Origin of the sequence: Sphingopyxis sp., assembly GCF_965279755.1 — a bacterium.
Classification (GTDB): Bacteria; Pseudomonadota; Alphaproteobacteria; order Sphingomonadales; family Sphingomonadaceae; genus Sphingopyxis.
Map to the genome: position 1 here is coordinate 1,686,031 of NZ_OZ257261.1, position 20,866 is coordinate 1,706,896.

A 20,866-nucleotide genomic window follows, 5' to 3' on the forward strand; every position below is an offset into this window, starting at 1 on the left:
ATAAGAGGATGACTGCCAAGAAAACGAACTTCCAGGTCTATCGCGCCGCTGATGCGCCGCCTTACAGCGAGACCTCGTGCATGGAATATTCGGGAATCACCCCGGTGATCGAGGACGGCATCGTCCGCGCGGCCGCCGAGGGCGCCGACGACGGCAACGAGGTAAAGCTGCTCTTTTCGATGCCCGGAATGAGCCTGACCTATGCTTGGTTCAAGAGCGGCTTTCCGCTGCCGCTGCACAGCCACAACGCCGACTGCCTCTATTATATCATCGCGGGCTCGCTGAAGCTGGGCACCGAAGAACTCGGCCCCGGCGATGGCTTCTATGTCGGCACCGACGTCCCCTATACCTACAAGCCCGGCCCCGAGGGCGTCGAGGTGCTGGAATTCCGCACCGCCGACAATTTCGACATCCGCTTCAAGGGCAACACGGCCGCCTTCTGGGACAAGATCGTCGATGGCCTGCGCAAGGAAAAGCCCGGCTGGGAAGGCCAGCGCAAGCCGACCGAACTCGCAGGCGCAAAATGAGCGGAGCCACGATGCGCGCGGCGGTCCGCCGCGGCGCCGCGCTGACCGTCACCGACGTTCCTGATGTGGTGCCCGAGGGGGGGCAGGTCGTCGCGAAAACGCTCGCATGCGGCATTTGCGGGTCGGACCTGCACGCCGTCCATCATCTGGAACATGGCGTTGAGATCGGCCGCCGCTGCGGCGCGCCCGACACGATCGACCCGTCACAGGATCTGGTGCTCGGACACGAATTCTGCGCCGAGATTCTGGACCATGGGCCTGGCACCGAAAAGCGGTTTGCAGCGGGAACCCGCGTCGTCTCGACGCCCTTCGCTTTCGGACCGCTCGGCGCCGAACTGATCGGCTTTTCGACCCGTTATCGCGGCGCGCTCGCCGAGCGTGTGGCGCTGACCGAAGCCTTGCTGCTACCGGTGCCGAACGGCCTCGCTTCCGAAATCGCGGCACTCACCGAGCCGCTGTCGGTGGGCACCCATGCGGTCGCGGTCGCCAATCCCGGACCGGGCAGCGTCGCGATGGTCATCGGCTGCGGCCCGATCGGGCTCGCGGTCATCGTCGCGCTGAAGCGCCGCGGCATTGGGCCGATCATTGCCGCCGACTTCTCACCCGCCCGCCGCGCGCGCGCCGAAAAGCTGGGCGCCGACATCGTCGTCGATCCCGCCGCAACCTCGCCGCACGACCAGTGGGAGGCGCTCGACGTCCCCGCGACGCTGACGTCCTTCGGCGCGGCGCAACTGTCGGGCCGCTCGATGCGCGACGCGATCGTCTTCGAATGCGTCGGTGTGCCGGGCATGCTCCAGACCCTGCTCGAACAGGCGCCGCCGCTCGCGCATATCGTCATCGTGGGCGCATGCATGGAGGATGATCGCATCCTGCCCGTTCTCGGCATCAACAAGCAGATGCGCTTCAGCTTCGTCTGGGCCTATGCGCCCGACGAGTTTGCCGAAACGCTGCACGCGTTGGGCGAAGGCGCGATCGACGGCACCGCCTTCCTCACCGATCAGGTTGGCCTCGGCGACGCGCCTGCAGCCTTCGAACGGCTCGCCACCCCCGGCGATCAGGTGAAGATCGTCGTGGAGCCGTGGCGGTGAGCGACGAAACCACGTCGGCGATGCCCGGCGGGAAGGCCGCGATGGTCACCGGCGGTGTGGTGCTGCTCATCGCGGGTTTCATCGTACTGGGTTTTGCGTTCGGGCTGACGCCGCTTTATGCAGGCTTCCTGCTGCTCTGGTATTGGGGCAACGTCGACATGGTCGAAGGCAGGGCGTTGCTGCCACTGCTCGTCGGGGCGTGCGGTGGAACGGCGACGGCGTGGCTGCTGCAATATGGGGCCGTTCATGGCGGGCTGGCCGGCGTGGCACCGGTGCTGGGTCTGATCGTCGCGGCCATTTACGCGCAACTCCGCGGCTGGCTGCCGCTGCTGATCAATCGGCCCTACATGCTCTATCTGACCGTGATGGCCGCGCCTTTGCTACAGGCGGGCGAGAGTTTCGCACATGTCATGGCCGCGATCGTCGCCGCGACGCTCTACTTCGGCGGTATCGTGACCGCCGGGCGTATGGTGATGGCGCGGCGGTCGGCGGCGCTGGCATGACCGGCCTCGCGATTACGCAAGCGTTGCACCGCGCAGTCCGCGAGACGCCCGATCGCATCGCGACGGTTGACGGCGCACGGCAGCGGACGTGGCGCGAGATCGCGTCGCGCACTCGCCGCATCGCCGGTGCGCTTGCCACGCTGGGCGTAACCCCGGGGGATCGCGTCGCATTGCTTGCGCCCAACGGCGACCTGTTCGTCGACTTCCTGTTCGGCAGCCTGTGGGTGGGGGCGGTCGCGTGCCCGGTCAACACGCGCTGGACGGCGGGCGAGATTGGCTATGCGCTCGCCGATTGCGGGGCCGAGGTGCTGATCGCCGATCCGGCCTTCGCAGCAATGCTGGCCGACATCCGCCGCGAAGCCCCGGCGCTGCGCGAGGTGGTCGTCGCGGGCGCCGAGTTCGAGGCGTTGGTTGCCGACGCGGCCGAAGGCGAAGAGCATCTGCGCCACGGCGATGATCTGGCGATGATCCTCTACACGGGCGGCACGACGGGGCGGTCGAAGGGCGTCATGCTCTCGCACCGCGCGCTGATGACCTATGCGCTGTGTCTCGCGGGCGCGGGCGATGCGGCGCCCGGGGCCTGCATGCTCCACACCGCGCCGCTGTTCCATGTGGGTGCGATTTCGGGCTTTCTCGCCTGCCTGCTCGGCGGCGGGCGGCATGTTTTCTTGCCCGCCTTCGAGGCCGAGGCCGTGATGGCGGCGATTGCGGGGCAACAGGTCACCGATATCTTCCTCGTCCCGACGATGCTGCAGGCGCTACTCGATCACCCGCGCTTCGGCGCGCATGACCTGACCAGCGCCCGGCGCATCTATTATGGTGCCGCGCCGATGCCGCCCGCGCTGATGGACCGCGCGATCGCGGCGATGCCGCGCGTTGGCTTCGTGCAGGGATACGGCATGACCGAGACCTCGGGCTCGATCTCGCTGCTGAAGCCTGCCGATCACCGCGATCCGGCACGGCTGCGCTCGGCCGGACGCGCGGTGCTGGCGATCGAGGCGCGTATTGTTGACGCCGACGATAACGAAGTGCCGGTCGGCGAGGTCGGCGAGATTGTCGCGCGCGGCGAGGCGGTGATGACGGGCTACTGGAACCGGCCCGAGGAAACTGCCGAGGCGCTGCGCGGCGGCTGGATGCACACCGGCGACGTTGGCCGGATGGATGCCGACGGCTATATCCATGTCGTCGACCGGCTGAAGGACATGATCATCACCGGCGGCGAGAATGTCTATTCGGTCGAGGTCGAGGCGGTGCTCGCCGATCATCCGGCCGTATCGCAATGTGCCATCGTCGGTCTCCCCGATCCGCGCTGGGGCGAGCGCGTGCATGCGGTGGTCGTCGCGAAGCCCGGCGTCGTGCCCGATGCCGATGATATCATCGCGCATATGCGCGCGAAGCTCGCTGCCTATAAATGCCCGCGCTCGGTCGAGTTTCGCAGCGTCATGCCGCTGTCGGCGGCGGGGAAGATATTGAAGGCCGAACTGCGCGGCTGATCAGTCTTCGATGATCGATGCCAAAGCGTGAGCGACGCGGCCGAGCGTGTCGGGATGCGACCACATCGGATGTTCGCGCGAACGGTCGGAAAGCTCGGTCTCGCGTCCTGCCAATATCCCGCCGATCGCGCCGCCCATGAAGACGAGCCGCTGGTTGAGCAGGTCGGCCGGGACGTGCGCCATCAGGCGTCGGACCTCGTCGAGGCAGCGCTGATAGCCGGAATTCCAGCGCCCCTCGAGTGCGTCCATGAACAAGGCGCGGTTCGATAGCTGGAGGCCGACCACGAAGCGGTTGTAGCATTCGCCCCAAGCGGGGGGATCGGGGTCGACCGAGGTGTCGACCAATATCTCCATCACTTCGACGACGCTGTGCGGGCCGCCGGCGGCCCTGGCGCGATCGAGAGCGGCGTTGCGGCGCGCGTCGATCGACTGCGCGCCCTCGACGACCAGCGCGCGGATCAGCGCCTCCTTCGAGCCGAAATGATAGGTGATCGCGGCGTGGTTCTTTTGCCCCGCTGCCTCGGCGATCTGGCGCACGGTCACGCCATCGATCCCGCGCTCGGCGAAGAGTTTGAGCGCGACCGCCTTCAGATGCTGCGGCGCTTCGGAATGCGCGGTCGAGGGGTCGCGGGCCATGCATCGCATTTGCCATTGACAGCGAGGGGCGTCAAATGCATTTATCCAAATGGATAAGAGAGAGGGTTGAGGATGATCGAGGGAGTCGACCTCGCGGCGCTCGAACGCTGGATGGACGGGCAGGGCGTCGGCACGGGGCCGATCGCCAACGCGCGGCTGTTGTCGGGCGGCACCCAGAATATCCTGATGCACTTTCGCCGCGGCGACGCCGCCTATGTGCTCCGTCGCCCGCCGCCGGCGCCGCGCCCCAATTCGAATGACACGATGCGCCGCGAGGCGCGCGTGCTCGCCGCGCTCGATGGCACCGCCGTGCCGCACCCGCACCTCGTCGCCGCCTGCCCGCAAGAGGATGTGCTGGGCGTCGCCTTTTACCTGATGGAGCCGGTTGAGGGCTTCAATCCGACGCAGGGGCTGCCCGCGCTTCATGCCGGCGACGCAGCGGTCCGCCACCGCATCGGCCTGTCGATGGTCGAAGCCATCGCGGCGCTCGGCGCCATCGACTATCGCGCGGTCGGGCTCGAAGGCTTCGGCAAGCCCGACAATTATCTCGAACGGCAGGTCGGGCGCTGGAAGGCGCAGCTCGCCAGCTACGCCGATTTCGCCGAATGGCCCGGACCGGACGCCATCCCCGGCGTCGAGCGCGTCGCCGACTGGCTCGACGCGCACCGTCCCGCCGAGTTTCGACCGGGCATCATCCACGGCGATTTCCATCTCGGCAATGTCATGGTCCGCCCTGACAGCGGCGATCTGGCCGCCGTGGTCGATTGGGAGCTGAGCACGATCGGCGATCCCTTGCTCGACCTCGGCTGGCTGCTCGCGACCTGGCCCGAGGGCGATACGCCGCGCGCGACCGACGTTGCGATCACGCCGTGGGAGGGGTTTGGGACCCCCGACGAGTTGGTCGACCATTATGCTGCGGTCAGCGGCCGCGATCTGTCGGCGCTCGACTGGTACGTCGTGCTCGCCTGCTACAAGCTCGGCATCATCCTCGAGGGAACGCACGCCCGTGCATCGGCGGGCAAGGCACCGAAGGAAACCGGCGACCGCCTCCACGCCCATACGCTTGACCTGTTCGACCGGGCATTGCGCCGCATCAGCTGAAGGAATGATGATGAAAGACGATACCGATTTCACGGGCCGGCGGGTGCTGATCGTCGGCGGATCGAGCGGCATCGGCAATGGTATCGCGCATGGCTTTCGCGAGCGCGGTGCCGACGTTCATGTCTGGGGCACGCGCGCCGCGGCGGCCGATTATGACGCAGCCGACGGATCGGACCTCGGCGGGCTCGGCTACACCTGCGTCGATGTCGGCGATCCCGATGCGATCGAGGCGGCGGCGCTGCCTTTCGACACCCTCGACGTGCTGATCCTCTGTCAGGGCACTGTCGTCTATCGCCGCGGCGAGTTCGAACGCGAGGGCTGGGACCGCGTCATGGCGGTCAATCTCGACAGCCTGATGCACATTTCGCGCAAGTTCCGCGCGCAGCTCGCCGACGCGGGCGGCTCGATCGTCATCGTCAGTTCGATCTCGGGGCTGAAGGCGAATATCGGCAATCCCGCCTATGCCGCATCGAAGGCGGGCGCGATCAGCCTGACCAAGACGCTGGGACAGGCGTTCGCCGCCGACGGCATTCGCGTCAACGGGCTCGCCCCCGGCCTCGTCGATACCAAGCTGACCAAGGTCACCACCCAGAACCCCGAACGGCTCGAAGGCACGCTCGCTCATATTCCGCAGCGGCGGATGGGCACGCCCGGGGACATGGCAGGCGCCGCGATCTTCCTCGCATCGCCGCTCGCTTCCTATGTCACCGGCCATACGCTCATCGTCGATGGCGGGCTCTCCCTCTAACGAAAGGCAGACAGATGAATTTCGAATATAGCGACAAGGTCGCCGGGCTGATCGCACAGATCGAAGCCTTCATGGACGAGCATATCTATCCGAACGAACAGACCTATTACGACTTCGTCCATGATCAGAACAATCGCTGGCAGGAATGGCCGGGGATGGAGGCGTTGAAGGACAAGGCGCGCGAACAGGGGCTGTGGAACCTGTTCCTCCCGCACGAATATGGCGAATTCTCGCCGGGTCTCACCAACCTCGAATATGCGCCGCTCGCCGAAATCTTCGGCCGCGTGCCCTGGTCGAGCCAGGTCTTCAACTGCTCGGCGCCCGATACAGGCAATATGGAAGTGCTGGCGAAATTCGGTTCGCCCGAACAGCAGGAAAAATGGCTGAAGCCGCTGCTGAACGGTGAAATCCGCTCGGCCTATGTGATGACCGAGCCGCAGGTCGCTTCGTCCGACGCGACCAACCTTGAGCTGTCGATTATTCCCGACGGCGACGATTATGTCATCAACGGTCGCAAATGGTGGATCTCGAACGCGATGCATCCACGCTGCGACCTCTTCATCGTGATGGGCAAGACCGATTTTGACGCGCCGCGCCATGCGCAGCATTCGCAGATCCTCGTCCCGCGCGACACGCCGGGTGTGACTTTTGTCCGTCACCAGACCGTGTTCGGCTCCTATAATTCGCCGGGTGGCGAGTCCGAACTGCGGTTCGACAATGTCCGCGTGCCGAAGGAAAATCTGATCCTCGGCGAGGGCCGCGGGTTCGAGATCGCGCAGGGGCGCCTCGGGCCGGGGCGCATTCATCACTGCATGCGCTCGATCGGGCAGGCGCAGCGCGCACTCGAATATATGGCGCGCCGTGTCGACAGCCGCGTCGCCTTCGGCAAGAAGCTCGCCGACCAGAGCAGCATCCGGCAGGATGTCGCGAAAAGCTTTTGCGAGGTCGAGATGGCGCGGCTCCTGACCTTGAAGGCGGCCGATGCGATGGACCGCTTTGGAAACAAACAGGCGAAGGATCTGATCGCCGCGATCAAGGTCGTCGCGCCCACGATGGCGCAGACCGTCTCCGACCGCGCGATTCAGGCGCATGGCGGCATGGGGGTCAGCGAGGATACGCCGATCGCCTATTTCTTCACGCTCAACCGATACGTCCGCCTCACCGACGGGCCCGAGGAGGTGCATATGTCGCAGCTCGGCAAGCAGAAGATCGCCGAATATGTCGCCGCGAACCGGCGCTGATCGGGAAGGGGAGCCGAAGCCATGAAAGCCCTTCGCTATTACGGCGCGCACGACATCCGCTACGAAAGCATGGACGATCCGACGCCGCAGTCGGACCGCGACGCGATCGTGAAGGTCACCGCCTGCGCGATCTGCGGCAGCGATCTGCACATCTATCACGGCCATGGCTTTTCCGAGGATGTCGGTTTCTGCGTCGGTCATGAGGCGGTAGGCGAGGTTGTCGAGACCGGACGCGGTGTGTCGCGGCTGAAGGTCGGCGACAAGGTGATGATCCCCGCTGCGGTCGGCTGCGGATCGTGCCGCCAGTGCCTCGCCGGCGTGGTCAATCTCTGCGAATATGGCATGGGCTCGTGCTACGGCCTGTCGGCGAAGCTGCAGGGTTCGCAAGCCGAGGCAGTGCGGGTGCCCGCCGCCGACGTCAATGCGGTGCTGATCCCCGACGGCGTGTCGGAGGAACAGGCGCTGCTGATGACCGACGCACTCGCTACGGCCTGGTTCGGTGCGCGGGGCGCCGACATCGTGCCGGGCAGCAGCGTCGCGGTGATCGGGCTCGGGCCGATCGGCCTGATGGCGGTCGAAAGCGCCTTCGTCATGGGCGCGCATGTCGTCTATGCGATCGATCCGGTCGCCGAACGCCGCGCGCTCGCCGAGGAGGCGGGCGCCATCGCGCTCCACCCCGGTGAAGCGGTCGAGACGATCCGCGAGGCCACCAAGGGGCGCAAGCTCGACTGCGCGATCGAGGTCGTCGGGCGCGACGAGACGGTCGATCTGGCGCTGCGTCTCGTCCGCGCGCGCGGCACCGTGTCGGTGATCGGCGTGCAGCAGTCGCGGCGCTATGCCTTTCCGCTCGAACGCTTCTTCGCCGCAGGGCTGACTTTTCGCGCCGGCACCTGTTCGGTGCCCGAGGAATTGCCGACCCTGTTCCCGCTGGTGCAGTCGGGGCGGCTGAAGCCCGAGAAATATGTCAGCCACCGCTTGCCGCTGAGCGCGGGGGCGGAGGCCTACAAGCTGTTCGACGCCCGCGATGCGGGTGCGCTGAAGATGGTGCTAACGCCCGATTGAGTCCGGTCAGGCTGCCCGTTCGAGCGGCCGCGCGTCGGTCCGCCGGACGAGGCGGCCCGGCAGCGCGCCGGTATGCTTGCCGTCCTGATAGGTGATCTCGCCCGACACGATCGTCGCGACATAGCCGTCGGCGACCTGCTGCATCCGCTTGCCGCCGGCGGGCAGGTCGTAGGCAACGCGCGGGACGTGGAGCGTCAGCGCGTTGAAATCAATGATATTGATGTCGGCCTTGTAGCCCGGAGCGATGCGGCCGCGGTCGGTCATGCCGACCGTCGCTGCCGCCTTGCTCGTCAGTTCGGCGATCGCGAGCGGTAGCGGAATGCGCTGCTCGTCGCGCGCATCGCGAACCCAGCGTTGCAGCAGATAGGTCGGGAAGCTTGCGTCGCAGATCAGCCCGTAATGCGCGCCACCGTCGGCGAGGCCCATCACCGTGTTCGGATGCCCCAGCATCTCGCGCACGCTGTCGAGATTGCCGTTCGAATAATTGGCGGCGGGCAGATAGAAGACTGCGCGGCCCTCGTCGCCGAGCAAAAGGTCGTAGGCATAATCCTCGAGCGGTTGCCCCGCGGCGGCGGCGCGCGCTTCCATGCGATCCGCGCGTGTCGGCTCATACTGCGGTGTGTCGCCCCACGGACAGGTCGCACGAAAGGCGCCGATCAGGGTCAGCGTCACCGGATTGCTGTCCTCGGGCTGTTCCGACAGCAATTGCGCGCGGAACGCGGGATCGCGCATGCGCTTGACCCGCTCGGAGAGCGTCAGATGCGCGATCGCCTTGTAGCTCGGATGCGCCGAGAAGAGGTGCAGGCTGAGGTCGAGGCCGAAGAACATGCCGACCGGGCGCGGCGCGACCTGTCCGCGCATCTCGACGCCGTCAACTGCGGCCTGTTCGAGCCCCTTCAGCATATGCTGCCACCCGCCGCCGGGCTGGCCCGCGACGTCGAGCAGGGTGAAGGAGAGTGGCCGCCCCCCATGTTCGGCTACGGTGCGCAGCACGTCGAATTCGGTCCCGGCATCACCATCGGGCGCCGGGATGATCTGGAAGACGCCCGCATCGGCGTCGACCAGTCCGTCCATCAGAGCGCAAAGCTCATCGACGTCCGAATGCAGGCTCGGCGCCAGTTCGCCGGCCTTCGTGCGGTGCATCATGTTGCGCGAGGTGGTCACGCCGAACGCGCCCGCTTCGATGCCCTCCGCTACGAGTGCGCGCATCTGCTTGAGATCCTCGGCGGTGGGTGCCTCGCGGCGCACCGCGCGCTCGCCCATCACATAGATGCGCAGCGCCGAATGCGGGATCTGTGCCGCGATATCGATGTCGAGCTGTCGTTCGCCGAGCGCGTCGAGATAGTCGGGAAAGCTCTCCCAGTTCCACGGCAAGCCGTCGACCATCACGACCTCGGGAATATCCTCGACCCCCTCCATCAGTTCGACGAGCATCTCGCGCTGATGCGGGCGGCACGGCGCGAAGCCAACGCCGCAATTGCCCATGACGACGGTGGTGACGCCATGGCCCGAGGAGGGTGCGAGCCGATCCTCCCATGTGACCTGTCCGTCATAATGGGTGTGGATGTCGACGAAGCCGGGGGTGACGATCTTGCCGCTGGCGTCGATCTCGCGCGCGCCGCGGCCGGGCACGTCGCCGACCGCGACGATCAGCCCGTCCGTCACCGCGACATCGGCGATGCGCGGCGCGCTGCCGAGCCCGTCGTGAACCGTGCCGCCGCGAATGACCAGATCGTGATCTGCCATGCTTCTCATCCTTTCCCGATGATCCTGCTCGTCGGCAGGTTGTCTTTTGCAACTCAGTCTACGCGATTCTCTGTCGCAGGAAAGCCCGAACCTGTCTTTCCATCTCAGCCCTCGCGCGCCTCGGCCAACCACGTAGCGCGCACCGCGGCATCATCCTGACCGACAGTCGCCGGGGCGGAGCTGCGGATGCTGCCGGGGGTGCGTGAGAATTTGGGAAAGACGCCCTGCATCGGTACCGGGCCCAGTTCGTCGTCCTCGACCGTGACGATCGCCTCGCGCGCCGCGAAATGCGGGTCGGTCAGCATGTCGGCGGCGGCGAAGATCCTGCCCGCCGGGATCGCATGTTCGATCATCAGCGCTTCGAGCTCGGCGATGGTCAGCGTCCGCGTCCAGTCGCCGATCAGCCCATCGAGTTCGGCTTGGCGTTCACCGCGCGCGAGATGCGCTGCGTAACGCGGGTCAGTGGCCAATCCGGGCTGGCCCATTGCCTGTGCCAGACGGGCGAAGATCGCGTCGCCGTTGCCCCCGATCAGATATTCGCCGTCGCGGCACGGATAGACGTTCGAAGGCGCGATGCCGGGAAGGATCGATCCGGTGCGCGTGCGCGCATGGCCCGCGACCGCCTGTTCGGGGATCAGGCTTTCCATGACCTGCAGCACGCTTTCGAACAGCGAGACGTCGACGACCTGCCCAAGTCCGCTGGTCTGGCGTTCGTGGAGCGCCGCCAGCGCGCCCATGCAGCCATAGGTTGCCGCCAGACTGTCGCCGATCGACACCCCCATGCGCGAGGGCGGCCGGTCGGGCTCGCCGACGATCGCGCGCCATCCGCCCATCGCTTCGCCGATACCGCCGAAGCCGGCGCGCTGCGAATAAGGACCGGTCTGGCCATAGCCCGAGACGCGGACAATGATCAGCCGGGGGTTGAGTGCGTGGAGGATTTCGGGGCCAAGCCCCCAGCGTTCGAGCGTGCCGGGGCGAAAATTCTCGATCAATATGTCGGCCTGCCCGGCAAGCCGGCGCGCGACCTCCTGATCGACCGGATCGCCGAGGTCGAGCGCGATCGATTGCTTGTTCCGCGCGATCACGCGCCACCAAGTCGGTATCTTGCCCTGTCCCCAGTCGCGCATCGGATCGCCGCCGCGGCGGGTTGCGGTCGCCGGCGACTCGATCTTGACGACCTCCGCGCCCATGTCGCCGAGCAACTGCCCGCAAAAGGGACCGGCGATCAATTGCCCCAGCTCGAGCACACGTAAGCCCGCCAGCGGCCCGCCGCCCCGATCGCCCATCGCTTTTCTCCCGTTTTCCCGTCCCGCCTTATCGTGCACGGATTCCATGGCACCTCGTAATGTCAATATATCTGACGTGACGGCAGCATAGGAACGTCATTTAATTTGACAAGATTATATTCTTAGATAGCTTAGCAATAACCGTCGGCGGAGATTGGCGGTCGGACATGGGAGAGGGAATATGGGCAAGCGCACTATTGCGTGTTGTGTGTCGCTGCTGGCTGTCGCCATCAGCACCGGCGCATCGGCACAGGTCGAATCGTCGTCCACTCCGGCAGAGGCCGGCGCGTCCAATCAGGTCGCCGAAATCATCGTCACCGCGCAGCGCCGCGAACAGAATTTGCAGGACGTTCCCGCGTCGGTGACGGCGTTTGACAGCTCGGCGCTTGCGGCGCAGTCGGTGCTGAATCTTACCGATCTCAACAGCAAGGTCCCGAACGTCGTCCTCGCGCCCGTCGGCGCTTATCCCTACGCCAGCGCCTTCTTCATCCGTGGCCTCGGTTTCGCCGACGTCGAATCGACGTTCGAGCCGTCGGTGGGTGTCGAAATGAACGGCGTCTATCTGGCGCGAAACAGCGGCGCGCTGCAGGATTTCTTCGACATTGAATCGGTCGAAATCCTGCGCGGGCCGCAGGGCACACTCTATGGCCGCAACACGATCGGCGGCGTCGTCAGCGTCCGCACCAAGCGCCCCGGCGATGTCTTCGCCGGCGCCGGGCAGCTGACCTTTGGTGACCGTGGCCGGATCGAGGGCCGCGTTGCGCTCGAAACGCCGCTGGGTGAGCGGCTCGCGGTGCGGGCGTCGATGCTCTACAAGACCTACAACGGCTTCAACTACAATGCGACGACCGGCAAGAAGGTCGGCGACAATGAAGTCTGGTCGGGCCGCCTGACCTTCGTCGCGCGGCCGACCGACAGCATCGAGGCGACGCTGATCGCCGATTTCGACCGCGAACGCGGATCGGGCGGCGTCTTCCGCAACGCGTCGCAGCCGGGCAATGTCTATTATAATTTCAGCCCCGACACGGGGACGCCGACGCCGGCGGTGCCCGCGGGCAATTCGGATCCGACCGATCCTTACACGGTCTATTCGGACACGCCACTGTTCGCGAATCTCGACACGTGGGGGCTGGCGTTCAATGTCGACTGGGATGTTGGCGGCGCCAAGGTCACTGCGGTCACCGGCTACCGTGAATTCAAGGATCGCGTGCAGAGCGACTATGATGCCAGCGCCCTGCCTTTCTTCGCAGCGCTGCGCGACCAGAAGCATGAGCAGATCAGCCAGGAAATCCGTATCGCATCGGACGGGCCGTCGCGCCTCGACTATGTGTTCGGCGCCTTCTTCATGCACCAGAGCTATGACATCACCAACGCGCAGAGCGGGTTGATCTATGGCGGGGCGACCGTTCCGCAGATCGCGAGCCAGAGCAACACGGCGTGGGCCGGTTTCGGCCAGCTCGACTTTCACGCGAGCGATGCGCTGACGCTGACCGCAGGCGGTCGCTACAGCTATGAAAAGAAGCGCTTCACCAACCAGCCGCTCTTCTTCCCGACGTCGATGACATATAACGACAGCTGGAAGAATTTCTCGCCCAAGGTCGGTGTCAGCTACAAGGTCAATTCGGACGTCCTCGCCTATTTCAACTGGTCGAAGGGTTTCCGCAGCGGCGGGTTCAACGGCCGTGCAGCAAGCTTTACGTCGGCAGGCCCCTATGACGCCGAAACCGTGTCGAGCTTTGAGGGCGGTGTGAAGACCGAACTGTTCGACCGCCGCGTGCGCTTCAATCTCGCGGCCTTCTCGTCGACCTACAAGGACATGCAGGTGGGCACGCAGGGGCTCACTTCGGGCGGGGTCTATGAATCGATCGTCACCAACGCCGGCAAGGGCCGGATCGACGGGATCGAGACCGAATTGCAGTGGGTGCTCGGCGGCGGGTTCAGCATCAACGCCAACGCTGCCTACCTCGACGCGCGGTTCAAGGAGAATTTCACCGATCTGACCAGCGACGGCATCGACAATCCGACCGATAACAGCGATCTGCCCTTTGCCTATGCGCCGAAATGGTCCGGAAGCGTCGGGCTTTTCTACGATGCCGACGTCGGCATCGGCAAGCTCAACGGATCGGTCAACGCCGTCTATATGGATGATCTCTACACGTCGGGCGGCGCCGCCAACCGGACGAGCGACGTCCAGCTGCGGCCGAGCAATGTGCTGGTCGACGCGACGCTGGCACTGGAGAGCGAGGATGGCTGGCGCGTCGGTGTCTGGGTCAAGAACGCCTTCGACAAGGCGGTGATCAACAACACTTTCGGGCTCGGGCCGCTGGGCTTCCTGCGGATCTATTCGCCGCCGCGTACCTTCGGGGTCGACCTGGGGTATAAATTCTGATGTCGGGTCCCGGCAGCGTATTGGCGGAGACGATCGTGCCGCCGCCCGCCGTGCCTGTCGGGTCCGCCGAGGTTCCGGGTATCAGCGCGCGCGATCGCCGCTACGCGGTGTTCATGCTGCTCGTGGTGTCGACCGTCGCGTTCATCGACCGGTCGATCCTCAACACGGTGGGGCAAGCGATCAAGACCGATCTCCACCTCAGCGATACGCAGCTCGGCCTGCTGGGCGGTGCGGCCTTTGCGATCCTCTATGGTGGTCTTGCGATTCCGGTCGCGCGGCTTGCCGAACGCTATAATCGCGTCCGCATCATCTCGATCTCGATGGCCGCCTGGTCGGCGATGACCGCGCTCTGCGCCGCAGCGGGCGGCTTCGGCGGACTGATGCTCGCCCGCATAGGTGTGGGCATCGGCGAGGCGGGATCGGGCGCGCCGTCGCAGTCGCTGGTCGGCGATTATTTCCCGCCCGAAAAGCGCGCCTCGATCTTCGGGATATTGGGGCTGGCAACTCCGATCGGTATCATCTTCGGCGGCATCGGCGGTGCGGTCGTTGCCGAGCTATATGGCTGGCGCGCGGCCTTTCTGCTCGTCGGCCTGCCGGGGATCGCGCTCGCCGCGGTCGTGTGGCTGACCTTGAAGGAGCCGCCGCGCGGCCTTTCGGATGGCCGGCTCGCGTCGGACGTCACCCCGCCTTTGACTGAGGTGCTGCGCCGCCTCGGCGGAAGCCCCGCCTTTCGCAATCTGGTATTCGCCGGAACGATGGTCAGCTTTGTCGGCTATGCCGGCATGACCTTCGCTCACCCCTTTTTCGTCCGCAATTTCGACGTCGGCTATACCGAGGCAGCGATTGCCTTTGCCGTCATCAACAGCCTGTCGCTCGGTAGCGGCAGCGTACTCGGAGGGATCGTCGCCGACCGGTTGGGGCGCCGCGACATCCGCTGGTACGGCTGGGTTCCGGCGATCTGCATGGTGCTGGCGGCGATCACCTACATGATAGGCTTTTCGCAGACGAGCTGGTTCTGGACGATCCTGCTGCTCTCGCCTCCGGGCTTTTTTGCCGGCGTGTTCACCGGGCCGACGTTCGCGATCACCAGCAACCTTGTCGAACCGCGGATGCGCGCTTCGGCGACCGCGATCCTGACGCTGACGATGAGCGTGCTCGGCATGACGCTGGGGCCGATCACCGCCGGCTGGCTCAGCGATATATTCGCGGCGCGCGCTTTCGTCGGTGACTATGCCGCGACCTGCGCCGACGCGACGACGATCGCGACCTGCGCGGCGGCATCGGCCGAAGGGCTGCGGACGGCGCTCGTCACCGTCTGCTCCCTCTATGTGGTCGCCGGCATCCTCTTCTACCGCGTGGCGGGCCATCTGCCGCGCGAACTTGCGCATATGAAGGATCGCCCATGACCGGGCAGGGCAGGATAGCGGCGGTCGCCGAGCGCTTTTTCGGCGCGGTCGAGGCGGGCGACGCGGCGACGGTCGAGGATTGTTATGACCCGGAGGTCGTCATCTGGCACGGCCACACGCGCGTCGCGCAGGACCGTGCAACGAACGTCGACACGCTGACCCGGTTCATCGCGCTCACCCGGTCGCGCGACTATACCGACCGCAAGGTCCGCGTCTTCGACGGCGGCTTCGTCCAGCAGCATCTGCTCGTCGCAATCTCGAACGGCGGCGCGCGGCTCGAACTGCCGGCGGCGCTCATCTGCGAGGTGGCGGATGGCCGCATCACGCGGCTCGAGGAATATTTCGACAATGCGGCCGTGATCGAATGGGCGGGCAAGCCCGACTTCGCCTGACGGTATCTGGAGACCAAGCAATGAAGACGATGGGGATCAACCATATTGCGCTGGTGGCGCGCGACATGGCCGAAACGGTGAAATTCTATACCGAAGTGCTGCAGATGCCGCTGGTCAAGACGGTCGAGTTGCCGACCGGCGGGCAGCATTTCTTCTTCGACTGCGGCGGCGGTTCGGCGGTGGCCTTCTTCTGGTGGAAGGATGCCCCGCCGGCGGCGCCGGGCGTTGCGTCAGTGAAAAAATTCCCCGGCGACGACAAGACCGCGATCGGATCGATGAACCATCTGGCCTTCCATATGGAACAGGACGAGCTGGAGGCCGCGATCGGCCGTCTGACCGAGGCGGGGGTCGAGGTTATCCCGATCGTCGTCAATCATGACGACAGCGAAACGACGGTGAGCATGGAAATGCACGACGGGGTCTTCATCCGCTCGGTCTATTTCACCGATCCCAACGGCATCATGATGGAATTCGCCGCCAACACCAAGACGTTCGGGCCCGAGGATGTGCGCCACGAACCGGCGAGTGCAGAGGCCGCCGCCTGATGCCGCGCCTGCATCTGGTGCCGAAGGCGGATTCGAACGCCGATATCGTCAAACAGGCCTATACGATCGTTTTCGGCGACCGCGATCCGGTGACCCAGCCGGGAACCGCGACGGGGTCGACCGGCGACTGGTGGCCGGTGTTCGCCAATTCGCCCGGCGCGCTCGAACATGCGCTGCGCGGGTTCGGCTTTTATCGCGACCCGGCGCGCAAGCTCGACCCGGCGCTGCGCGAGCTCGCCCAGACCTGGGCGGGATGGGCGGTCGGCAGCCAGTTCGTCTTTTCGCAGCATTGCAAGTCGCTGCGCGGGGCAGGCGTGTCCGAAGAGAAGATTGCGGCGCTGCCCGTGTGGCAGACCGCGACCTGCTTCAACGCGCGCGAGAGGCTGGTGCTCGCCTATGCCGACCGGCTGGTCACGCATCGCGGGCGCGTACCCGATGCGCTGTTCGACGAACTGAAGGCCGCGTTCGACGACGAGGAAATCCTCGAGCTCACCTATGTGACCTGCAGGTACGACATGCATGCGGTGATGAGCAAAGCGCTCCGGACCGAGTTCGACGACCGTGACGATCCGATCGTCGAGGTTGCGGCGCCCGAAGGCTTTTCGGCGACGGACTTTCTCGACACCGGGCGGCGTTAAGAGCCCGCGCTCAGCGCTTGATCGTCACCACCGGGGGCTCGCCCCAGTCGGCCTCGAACGCCGCGCGCAGCGCCTGTACGCGGCGCTTGCCGATACGCTGCTCCAGTTCGACGCCCAGTTGCTCGACGATGGCATTGGCATCGGCGTGCATCTGCGCGCCGCGTTCGGCGAGGACGACGACCTTGATCCGGCCATCCTCGGGATCGGGTTCGAGCTTGAAGAAGCCCGCGTCGACAAGGCTGCCGATCGTGGTGTGCACCGCTTGTCGCGACAAACGCAGCGCCCGCGCAATATCCGCCGGCCGCCGCGTTCCGACGAGAACATGCAGGATGACCATCGATTCCGCGCGGGTGACAGGCTCCCAGCCCGCAGCCTTGAGGCTGCGTTGCAGCGCGTCGTCGAACCACTCGAACCCTTCGAGCAATGGCGCAATGAGATAGGTGGATGGCTGCATTGCCGACTTCTAATCGCACGCTTTGCCGGTGCGCAAGATGGTGCATCCATTCGATTGACCCGCGCGCGCCGCGCGTCCAGCGTAGGCGCCGGCATCCAGCCTGACATAGCCTGCCGATGGGGGTTTCATGCTTCGTATTTCATCCGCGTTCCTCGCCGCTTTCGGTATGACGTCGCTTCTCGCGCTTGCGGCTTGCGGGGATGGTGGAGGCGAGGAAAAGGCGGTCGTCGCGGCTTCTCCACGCCAATGCCCCGGCATTGCCGACACGCCGGTCAAGCTGACAGGCGGCGCCTTCGAAATGGGCGAAGAGGATGTCTATGACGAGGAGGGGCCGGTACGGAAAACGACGGTCGGGGGCTTCTGGATTGATCCGCACGAGGTGACGAACCGCCAGTTCGCGGCGTTCGTGAAGGCCACGGGCTATGTCACCGTTGCCGAGAAGCCGGTCGACCCCAAACAATTCAAGGTGCCCGCTGATCAAATCCCGCCCGACATGCTGAAACCGGGTTCGGCCGTGTTCACGCCGCCAGACTTCCCCTCGAACCGCTATTCGGACTGGTGGAAATATGTGCCGGGGGCGAGCTGGAAAAAGCCCTATGGCCCGACCGGTCCCGATGATGTCGCGAACGAACCGGTCGTGCACCTCGCGTGGGACGACATGCTTGCCTACGCCAAATGGGCGGGCGGCCGCATCCCGACCGAGGCCGAATGGGAATATGCCGCGAGCGCGGGGCAGCGGTCGAAGAATGTCCAGCCCGAGGAAGCGAACAGCTGGCAGGGTGCCTTCCCCAACTACAATGCCGAAACCGACGGCTTCAAGGGGGTCGCCCCGGTCGGTTGCTACAAACCCAATGCCAATGGTCTTTACGATATGGTCGGCAATGTCTGGGAAGTGACATCGGACTATTTCCGTCCGGGCCACGATCCCGCCGCGACCGACAATCCACACGGGCCCGACGAGGGCAATGCGTATGATCCGTTCAGTCCCGACACGCCATCGCGCACGGTGAAGGGCGGCAGCTATCTTTGCGCACCCAATTATTGCCAGCGCTACCGCCCCGCTTCGCGGCAGGGGCGCGACCCGGGGATGGGAACCAGCAATGTCGGCTTTCGTCTGGTCTATGATCGGCTACCGGAAGCCTGAATCCCGCGCCTAGCGTTCGATCTTGGTCGCGAGAATGACCGAGGTGGTCGTGCGCTCGATCCCGTCGAACAGGCCGATGTCGTCAATCAGCTCATTGAGCTGTGCGCCATGGTCGGCCTCCAGCATTGCGATGATGTCATACTCGCCGCTGATCGCGTGGATCGCCTGCACCTGCGGCAGTGTCGCCAGCGCTGCCTCGACCTCGCGGTGAAAGCGCGGCAGCGTCTTGATCATCATATGCGCGCGGACGCGGCTGGCGGCAAAGGCGTGACCGAGGCGGACGGTATAGCCCGCGACGATCCGTTCTTCTTCGAGCCGTGCGAGCCGCGAATAGATTTGCCCGCGCGATATGCCGAGCTCTTTCGCAAGCTGCGCGATGGTCTGGCGCGCATCGTCACGCAGCAGGGTGAGCAGGCGTTCGTCGATCTCGTCAAGATTGACGCTGCCGCTCGCCATCAATCGACCAGCTTTTCGTCAGCGAAGATCGCTGTCTGCGGAGTCCCCCCGGCGCTCATGCGGCCACGATACATGCCGAGGTCGTTGATGGCAAAGGCAGGGTGCCCGCCCGGACCCATCGCGATCAGCCCGCCGTCGCCGCCGATCGCGCCGACCGCCTTGATCGTATCCTGCGCGGCGGCATCGAGAGGCTCGCCCTTCCATGCGACGCGGTCGCAGACCTGCCGGGCGGCGCTTTCGCGGATGAAATATTCGCCCGACCCGGTCGCCGACACCGCGCATTGGCCATTCTTGGCATAGGTGCCCGCGCCGATGATCGGCGAATCGCCGATGCGGCCCCAACGCTTGCCGGTCATCCCCCCGGTCGAGGTCGCAGCGGCAAGATTGCCGTCGGCATCGAGCGCCACTGCGCCGACGGTGCCGAACAGATGCGTGGGATCGATCGCCGCCTGCTGGCGCTTCCGCCATGCGAGCAATTGCTGCCAGCGTTCCTCGGTGCGGAACCAGCCGGGCTCGACCTGCTCCAGCCCCTGTTCGATCGAGAAGTTGTCGGCGCCCGCGCCCGACAGCATCACATGCGGGCTCTTGTCCATCACCGCGCGCGCGAGGTCGACCGGGTGCCGCGTGCGGGTGACTCCCGCCACTGCGCCAGCCTTTTGGGTCCTGCCATCCATGATCGCGGCGTCGAGTTCGTTGCGGCCCTCGGCCGTGAAGACCGCGCCGCGCCCGGCGTTGAACAAGGGATTATCCTCGAGCACGCGCACCGCCGCGGCGACCGCATCGAGTGCCGCACCGCCCTTGTCGAGCACCGCGCTGCCGGCGCGCAGCGCCTCGTCGAGCCCGGCGCGATAGGCCCTTTCCTTGTAGGGCGTGAGCGATCCGCGCTCGATCACACCGGCGCCGCCGTGGATCGCGAGCGACCAGCGCGGGACCTCGGCGATTGCACCGCCCTGAGCGGCATAGATGCGCTCGAAGACCGGATTGTCGACGCGGGCGGAGGGCAGGTGGATGACCGATCCCGGACCGACTCCCGTCACCTTGACGCGCGGCGCGTCGAGCGGGCCGCGTCCCGTCACGCCGCGCAGCCCCGATCCGTCGACAACCCAGGCATAGCCGTCGGGCGCAGTGGCATAGATGCGCCCCGATCCGTCGGGTTCTACCGCGAGCGCGGCGCTTTCATCGACGCCAAGGCCGATCATCGCGGGGGCGCCGGCGGGGCGATCGACCTGCGCCTTGGCAACGAAGGCGAAGAGGCGGCCGAGCCGGTCGCGTTCCTTGAAATGCGTGTCGGTGACGATGCCCTTGAGCAGCGCGAGGTGCAGGAAGTCGCCCTCGATCGTGTTCGCGGGGCCAAGCGGGTCGGCGAGCGCCTCGGGGCTACGGAGGCTGCCGTCATCCATTGCGCCATAAAGCTTCTCGCCCTGCATCGCGAGGCCGGCACTGGTTCCTGCGAGCGGCTTGCCCGCCGCGACATGCGCGTCCAGAATTTCGTTCACGGGGGTGCCGCGCCAGAAACGGACGTAGCGTGACTGGTCACCGCCCGCGATGAAGATGCCGTCGGCCTTGCGCAGCCGGGCGAGGATTTTCTTGTCATAGGCCTGCGAGCGCGCATGGAAGACGAAGATTTCGGTCGACTGGATGCCGCCGACTTCGTTGAAAAACTCCTCGCCGATCTCCTTGCCGTAGGAGGCGCTGATCACGACGATATGGCCGTTCCCGGCCTTTTTGAAGAACCATTTCATCGAATCGACATTGCGGTCGCCGCCGCCCATCAGCAGCAGCCCGCCCGACACCGGGCCGGGTGTCGGCGTGCCCAGCTTGCCGAACACATAATGTTCGTAAGGCTGCTCTTTCGCGTCCTTCGCGGCGGCGGGGGCGAGGGGTAGCGCAGCCAGAAGGGCCAGCAGGATTCCCCGCACGAACGATCGCAACATGATGAACTCCCTCCGGCCTCGTGAGGGCGTTATGTTACATAATGATCGCACCAGAAGACAATATGATTTCCAGATGC

Annotated in this window: 20 protein-coding genes; 14 read left to right on the plus strand and 6 right to left on the minus strand. The window is 65.7% G+C overall.

The window, feature by feature from the left end; all coding sequences use genetic code 11:
• Positions 1-8: 8 nt before the first annotated feature.
• Genes ACQY80_RS08310 through ACQY80_RS08325 form a run of 4 tightly spaced genes read left to right on the plus strand, consistent with a single transcriptional unit; the run spans position 9 to position 3,611 of the window.
• Positions 9-527: a cupin domain-containing protein gene (locus ACQY80_RS08310; protein WP_428685451.1), complete on the plus strand. Its 519-nt coding sequence runs from the start codon at positions 9-11 to the stop codon at positions 525-527.
• Positions 524-1,615, plus strand: coding sequence for a zinc-binding dehydrogenase (locus ACQY80_RS08315; protein ID WP_428685453.1), 1,092 nt, complete (start codon positions 524-526; stop codon positions 1,613-1,615). The genes ACQY80_RS08310 and ACQY80_RS08315 overlap by 4 nt, the downstream gene beginning before the upstream one ends.
• Positions 1,612-2,118 (plus strand): hypothetical protein, encoded by a 507-nt coding sequence (locus tag ACQY80_RS08320; RefSeq protein WP_428685455.1) that lies wholly within the window; start codon positions 1,612-1,614, stop codon positions 2,116-2,118. The genes ACQY80_RS08315 and ACQY80_RS08320 overlap by 4 nt, the downstream gene beginning before the upstream one ends.
• The gene (locus ACQY80_RS08325; protein ID WP_428685457.1) at positions 2,115-3,611 is read left to right on the plus strand and encodes an acyl-CoA synthetase; all 1,497 of its coding nucleotides are present in this window, start codon (positions 2,115-2,117) and stop codon (positions 3,609-3,611) included. Before ACQY80_RS08320 ends, ACQY80_RS08325 begins: the two co-directional genes overlap by 4 nt.
• Here ACQY80_RS08325 and ACQY80_RS08330 read toward each other — a convergent pair whose 3' ends face one another.
• On the minus strand, positions 3,612-4,247 hold the full coding sequence (locus ACQY80_RS08330) for a TetR family transcriptional regulator (protein ID WP_428685459.1): 636 nt from the start codon (positions 4,245-4,247) through the stop codon (positions 3,612-3,614).
• Positions 4,248-4,319: 72 nt separating this feature from the next.
• Here ACQY80_RS08330 and ACQY80_RS08335 point away from each other — a divergent pair, with 72 nt between their 5' ends.
• From ACQY80_RS08335 to ACQY80_RS08350, 4 genes are read left to right on the plus strand one after another with little or no spacing between them, the layout of a single operon-like run.
• Positions 4,320-5,348: a phosphotransferase family protein gene (locus tag ACQY80_RS08335; RefSeq protein ID WP_428685461.1), complete on the plus strand. Its 1,029-nt coding sequence runs from the start codon at positions 4,320-4,322 to the stop codon at positions 5,346-5,348.
• Positions 5,349-5,358: 10 nt separating this feature from the next.
• Positions 5,359-6,096: an SDR family NAD(P)-dependent oxidoreductase gene (locus ACQY80_RS08340; protein WP_428685463.1), complete on the plus strand. Its 738-nt coding sequence runs from the start codon at positions 5,359-5,361 to the stop codon at positions 6,094-6,096.
• Between the two features lie 14 nt (positions 6,097-6,110).
• The gene (locus tag ACQY80_RS08345) at positions 6,111-7,337 is read left to right on the plus strand and encodes an acyl-CoA dehydrogenase family protein (RefSeq protein WP_428685465.1); all 1,227 of its coding nucleotides are present in this window, start codon (positions 6,111-6,113) and stop codon (positions 7,335-7,337) included.
• Between the two features lie 21 nt (positions 7,338-7,358).
• The gene (locus ACQY80_RS08350) at positions 7,359-8,399 is read left to right on the plus strand and encodes an alcohol dehydrogenase family protein (RefSeq protein ID WP_428685467.1); all 1,041 of its coding nucleotides are present in this window, start codon (positions 7,359-7,361) and stop codon (positions 8,397-8,399) included.
• Positions 8,400-8,405: 6 nt separating this feature from the next.
• Here ACQY80_RS08350 and ACQY80_RS08355 read toward each other — a convergent pair whose 3' ends face one another.
• Complete coding sequence (locus ACQY80_RS08355; protein WP_428685469.1) at positions 8,406-10,145, minus strand: N-acyl-D-amino-acid deacylase family protein; 1,740 nt, start codon at positions 10,143-10,145, stop codon at positions 8,406-8,408.
• Between the two features lie 104 nt (positions 10,146-10,249).
• Positions 10,250-11,431, minus strand: a complete 1,182-nt coding sequence (locus ACQY80_RS08360; RefSeq protein WP_428685471.1) for a CaiB/BaiF CoA transferase family protein — start codon at positions 11,429-11,431, stop codon at positions 10,250-10,252.
• A 181-nt stretch (positions 11,432-11,612) separates the two neighbouring features.
• On the opposite strand from ACQY80_RS08360, the gene ACQY80_RS08365 reads away from it, so the two are divergent.
• From ACQY80_RS08365 to ACQY80_RS08385, 5 genes are read left to right on the plus strand one after another with little or no spacing between them, the layout of a single operon-like run.
• Entirely contained in the window at positions 11,613-13,820 is a 2,208-nt protein-coding gene (locus ACQY80_RS08365) for a TonB-dependent receptor (RefSeq protein WP_428685473.1), read from the plus strand.
• Entirely contained in the window at positions 13,820-15,226 is a 1,407-nt protein-coding gene (locus tag ACQY80_RS08370; protein ID WP_428685475.1) for a spinster family MFS transporter, read from the plus strand. Before ACQY80_RS08365 ends, ACQY80_RS08370 begins: the two co-directional genes overlap by 1 nt.
• Positions 15,223-15,618 carry a nuclear transport factor 2 family protein gene (locus tag ACQY80_RS08375; protein ID WP_428685477.1) on the plus strand — a complete coding sequence of 132 codons (396 nt, stop codon included), beginning with the start codon at positions 15,223-15,225 and terminating at the stop codon, positions 15,616-15,618. The genes ACQY80_RS08370 and ACQY80_RS08375 overlap by 4 nt, the downstream gene beginning before the upstream one ends.
• 20 nt (positions 15,619-15,638) lie before the next feature.
• The gene (locus ACQY80_RS08380) at positions 15,639-16,163 is read left to right on the plus strand and encodes a VOC family protein (RefSeq protein WP_428685479.1); all 525 of its coding nucleotides are present in this window, start codon (positions 15,639-15,641) and stop codon (positions 16,161-16,163) included.
• The gene (locus ACQY80_RS08385) at positions 16,163-16,801 is read left to right on the plus strand and encodes a carboxymuconolactone decarboxylase family protein (protein WP_428685481.1); all 639 of its coding nucleotides are present in this window, start codon (positions 16,163-16,165) and stop codon (positions 16,799-16,801) included. The genes ACQY80_RS08380 and ACQY80_RS08385 overlap by 1 nt, the downstream gene beginning before the upstream one ends.
• A gap of 10 nt (positions 16,802-16,811) precedes the next feature.
• Here the strand turns inward: ACQY80_RS08385 and ACQY80_RS08390 are convergent, their stop codons facing one another.
• Entirely contained in the window at positions 16,812-17,255 is a 444-nt protein-coding gene (locus ACQY80_RS08390) for a MarR family winged helix-turn-helix transcriptional regulator (protein WP_428685483.1), read from the minus strand.
• A 127-nt stretch (positions 17,256-17,382) separates the two neighbouring features.
• Between ACQY80_RS08390 and ACQY80_RS08395 the strand changes: the two genes are divergently transcribed.
• Positions 17,383-18,399 carry a formylglycine-generating enzyme family protein gene (locus ACQY80_RS08395; RefSeq protein ID WP_428685485.1) on the plus strand — a complete coding sequence of 339 codons (1,017 nt, stop codon included), beginning with the start codon at positions 17,383-17,385 and terminating at the stop codon, positions 18,397-18,399.
• 9 nt (positions 18,400-18,408) lie between these two features.
• On the opposite strand, the gene ACQY80_RS08400 is transcribed toward ACQY80_RS08395, so the two are convergent.
• Together ACQY80_RS08400 and ACQY80_RS08405 are read right to left on the minus strand one after the other, a co-directional pair.
• A complete protein-coding gene (locus ACQY80_RS08400; protein ID WP_428685487.1) occupies positions 18,409-18,855 on the minus strand; it encodes an Lrp/AsnC family transcriptional regulator in 447 nt (148 codons plus the stop codon).
• Entirely contained in the window at positions 18,855-20,789 is a 1,935-nt protein-coding gene (locus tag ACQY80_RS08405; protein WP_428685489.1) for an isoaspartyl peptidase/L-asparaginase, read from the minus strand. The genes ACQY80_RS08400 and ACQY80_RS08405 overlap by 1 nt, the downstream gene beginning before the upstream one ends.
• Between the last annotated feature and the right edge of the window lie 77 nt (positions 20,790-20,866).

Excerpts from the sequence above, each read along its gene's own strand:
- ACQY80_RS08355 (WP_428685469.1), bottom strand. The coding sequence starts at position 10,145 with ATGGCAGATCACGATCTGGTCATTCGCGGCGGCACGGTTCACGACGGG.
- ACQY80_RS08400 (WP_428685487.1), bottom strand. The coding sequence starts at position 18,855 with ATGGCGAGCGGCAGCGTCAATCTTGACGAGATCGACGAACGCCTGCTC.
- ACQY80_RS08365 (WP_428685473.1), top strand. The coding sequence starts at position 11,613 with ATGGGCAAGCGCACTATTGCGTGTTGTGTGTCGCTGCTGGCTGTCGCC.
- ACQY80_RS08310 (WP_428685451.1), top strand. The coding sequence starts at position 9 with ATGACTGCCAAGAAAACGAACTTCCAGGTCTATCGCGCCGCTGATGCG.
- ACQY80_RS08340 (WP_428685463.1), top strand. The coding sequence starts at position 5,359 with ATGAAAGACGATACCGATTTCACGGGCCGGCGGGTGCTGATCGTCGGC.
- ACQY80_RS08315 (WP_428685453.1), top strand. The coding sequence starts at position 524 with ATGAGCGGAGCCACGATGCGCGCGGCGGTCCGCCGCGGCGCCGCGCTG.
- ACQY80_RS08395 (WP_428685485.1), top strand. The coding sequence starts at position 17,383 with ATGCTTCGTATTTCATCCGCGTTCCTCGCCGCTTTCGGTATGACGTCG.
- ACQY80_RS08325 (WP_428685457.1), top strand. The coding sequence starts at position 2,115 with ATGACCGGCCTCGCGATTACGCAAGCGTTGCACCGCGCAGTCCGCGAG.
- ACQY80_RS08390 (WP_428685483.1), bottom strand. The coding sequence starts at position 17,255 with ATGCAGCCATCCACCTATCTCATTGCGCCATTGCTCGAAGGGTTCGAG.
- ACQY80_RS08330 (WP_428685459.1), bottom strand. The coding sequence starts at position 4,247 with ATGGCCCGCGACCCCTCGACCGCGCATTCCGAAGCGCCGCAGCATCTG.
- ACQY80_RS08370 (WP_428685475.1), top strand. The coding sequence starts at position 13,820 with ATGTCGGGTCCCGGCAGCGTATTGGCGGAGACGATCGTGCCGCCGCCC.
- ACQY80_RS08360 (WP_428685471.1), bottom strand. The coding sequence starts at position 11,431 with ATGGGCGATCGGGGCGGCGGGCCGCTGGCGGGCTTACGTGTGCTCGAG.
- ACQY80_RS08405 (WP_428685489.1), bottom strand. The coding sequence starts at position 20,789 with ATGTTGCGATCGTTCGTGCGGGGAATCCTGCTGGCCCTTCTGGCTGCG.
- ACQY80_RS08335 (WP_428685461.1), top strand. The coding sequence starts at position 4,320 with ATGATCGAGGGAGTCGACCTCGCGGCGCTCGAACGCTGGATGGACGGG.
- ACQY80_RS08380 (WP_428685479.1), top strand. The coding sequence starts at position 15,639 with ATGAAGACGATGGGGATCAACCATATTGCGCTGGTGGCGCGCGACATG.
- ACQY80_RS08375 (WP_428685477.1), top strand. The coding sequence starts at position 15,223 with ATGACCGGGCAGGGCAGGATAGCGGCGGTCGCCGAGCGCTTTTTCGGC.
- ACQY80_RS08350 (WP_428685467.1), top strand. The coding sequence starts at position 7,359 with ATGAAAGCCCTTCGCTATTACGGCGCGCACGACATCCGCTACGAAAGC.
- ACQY80_RS08385 (WP_428685481.1), top strand. The coding sequence starts at position 16,163 with ATGCCGCGCCTGCATCTGGTGCCGAAGGCGGATTCGAACGCCGATATC.
- ACQY80_RS08345 (WP_428685465.1), top strand. The coding sequence starts at position 6,111 with ATGAATTTCGAATATAGCGACAAGGTCGCCGGGCTGATCGCACAGATC.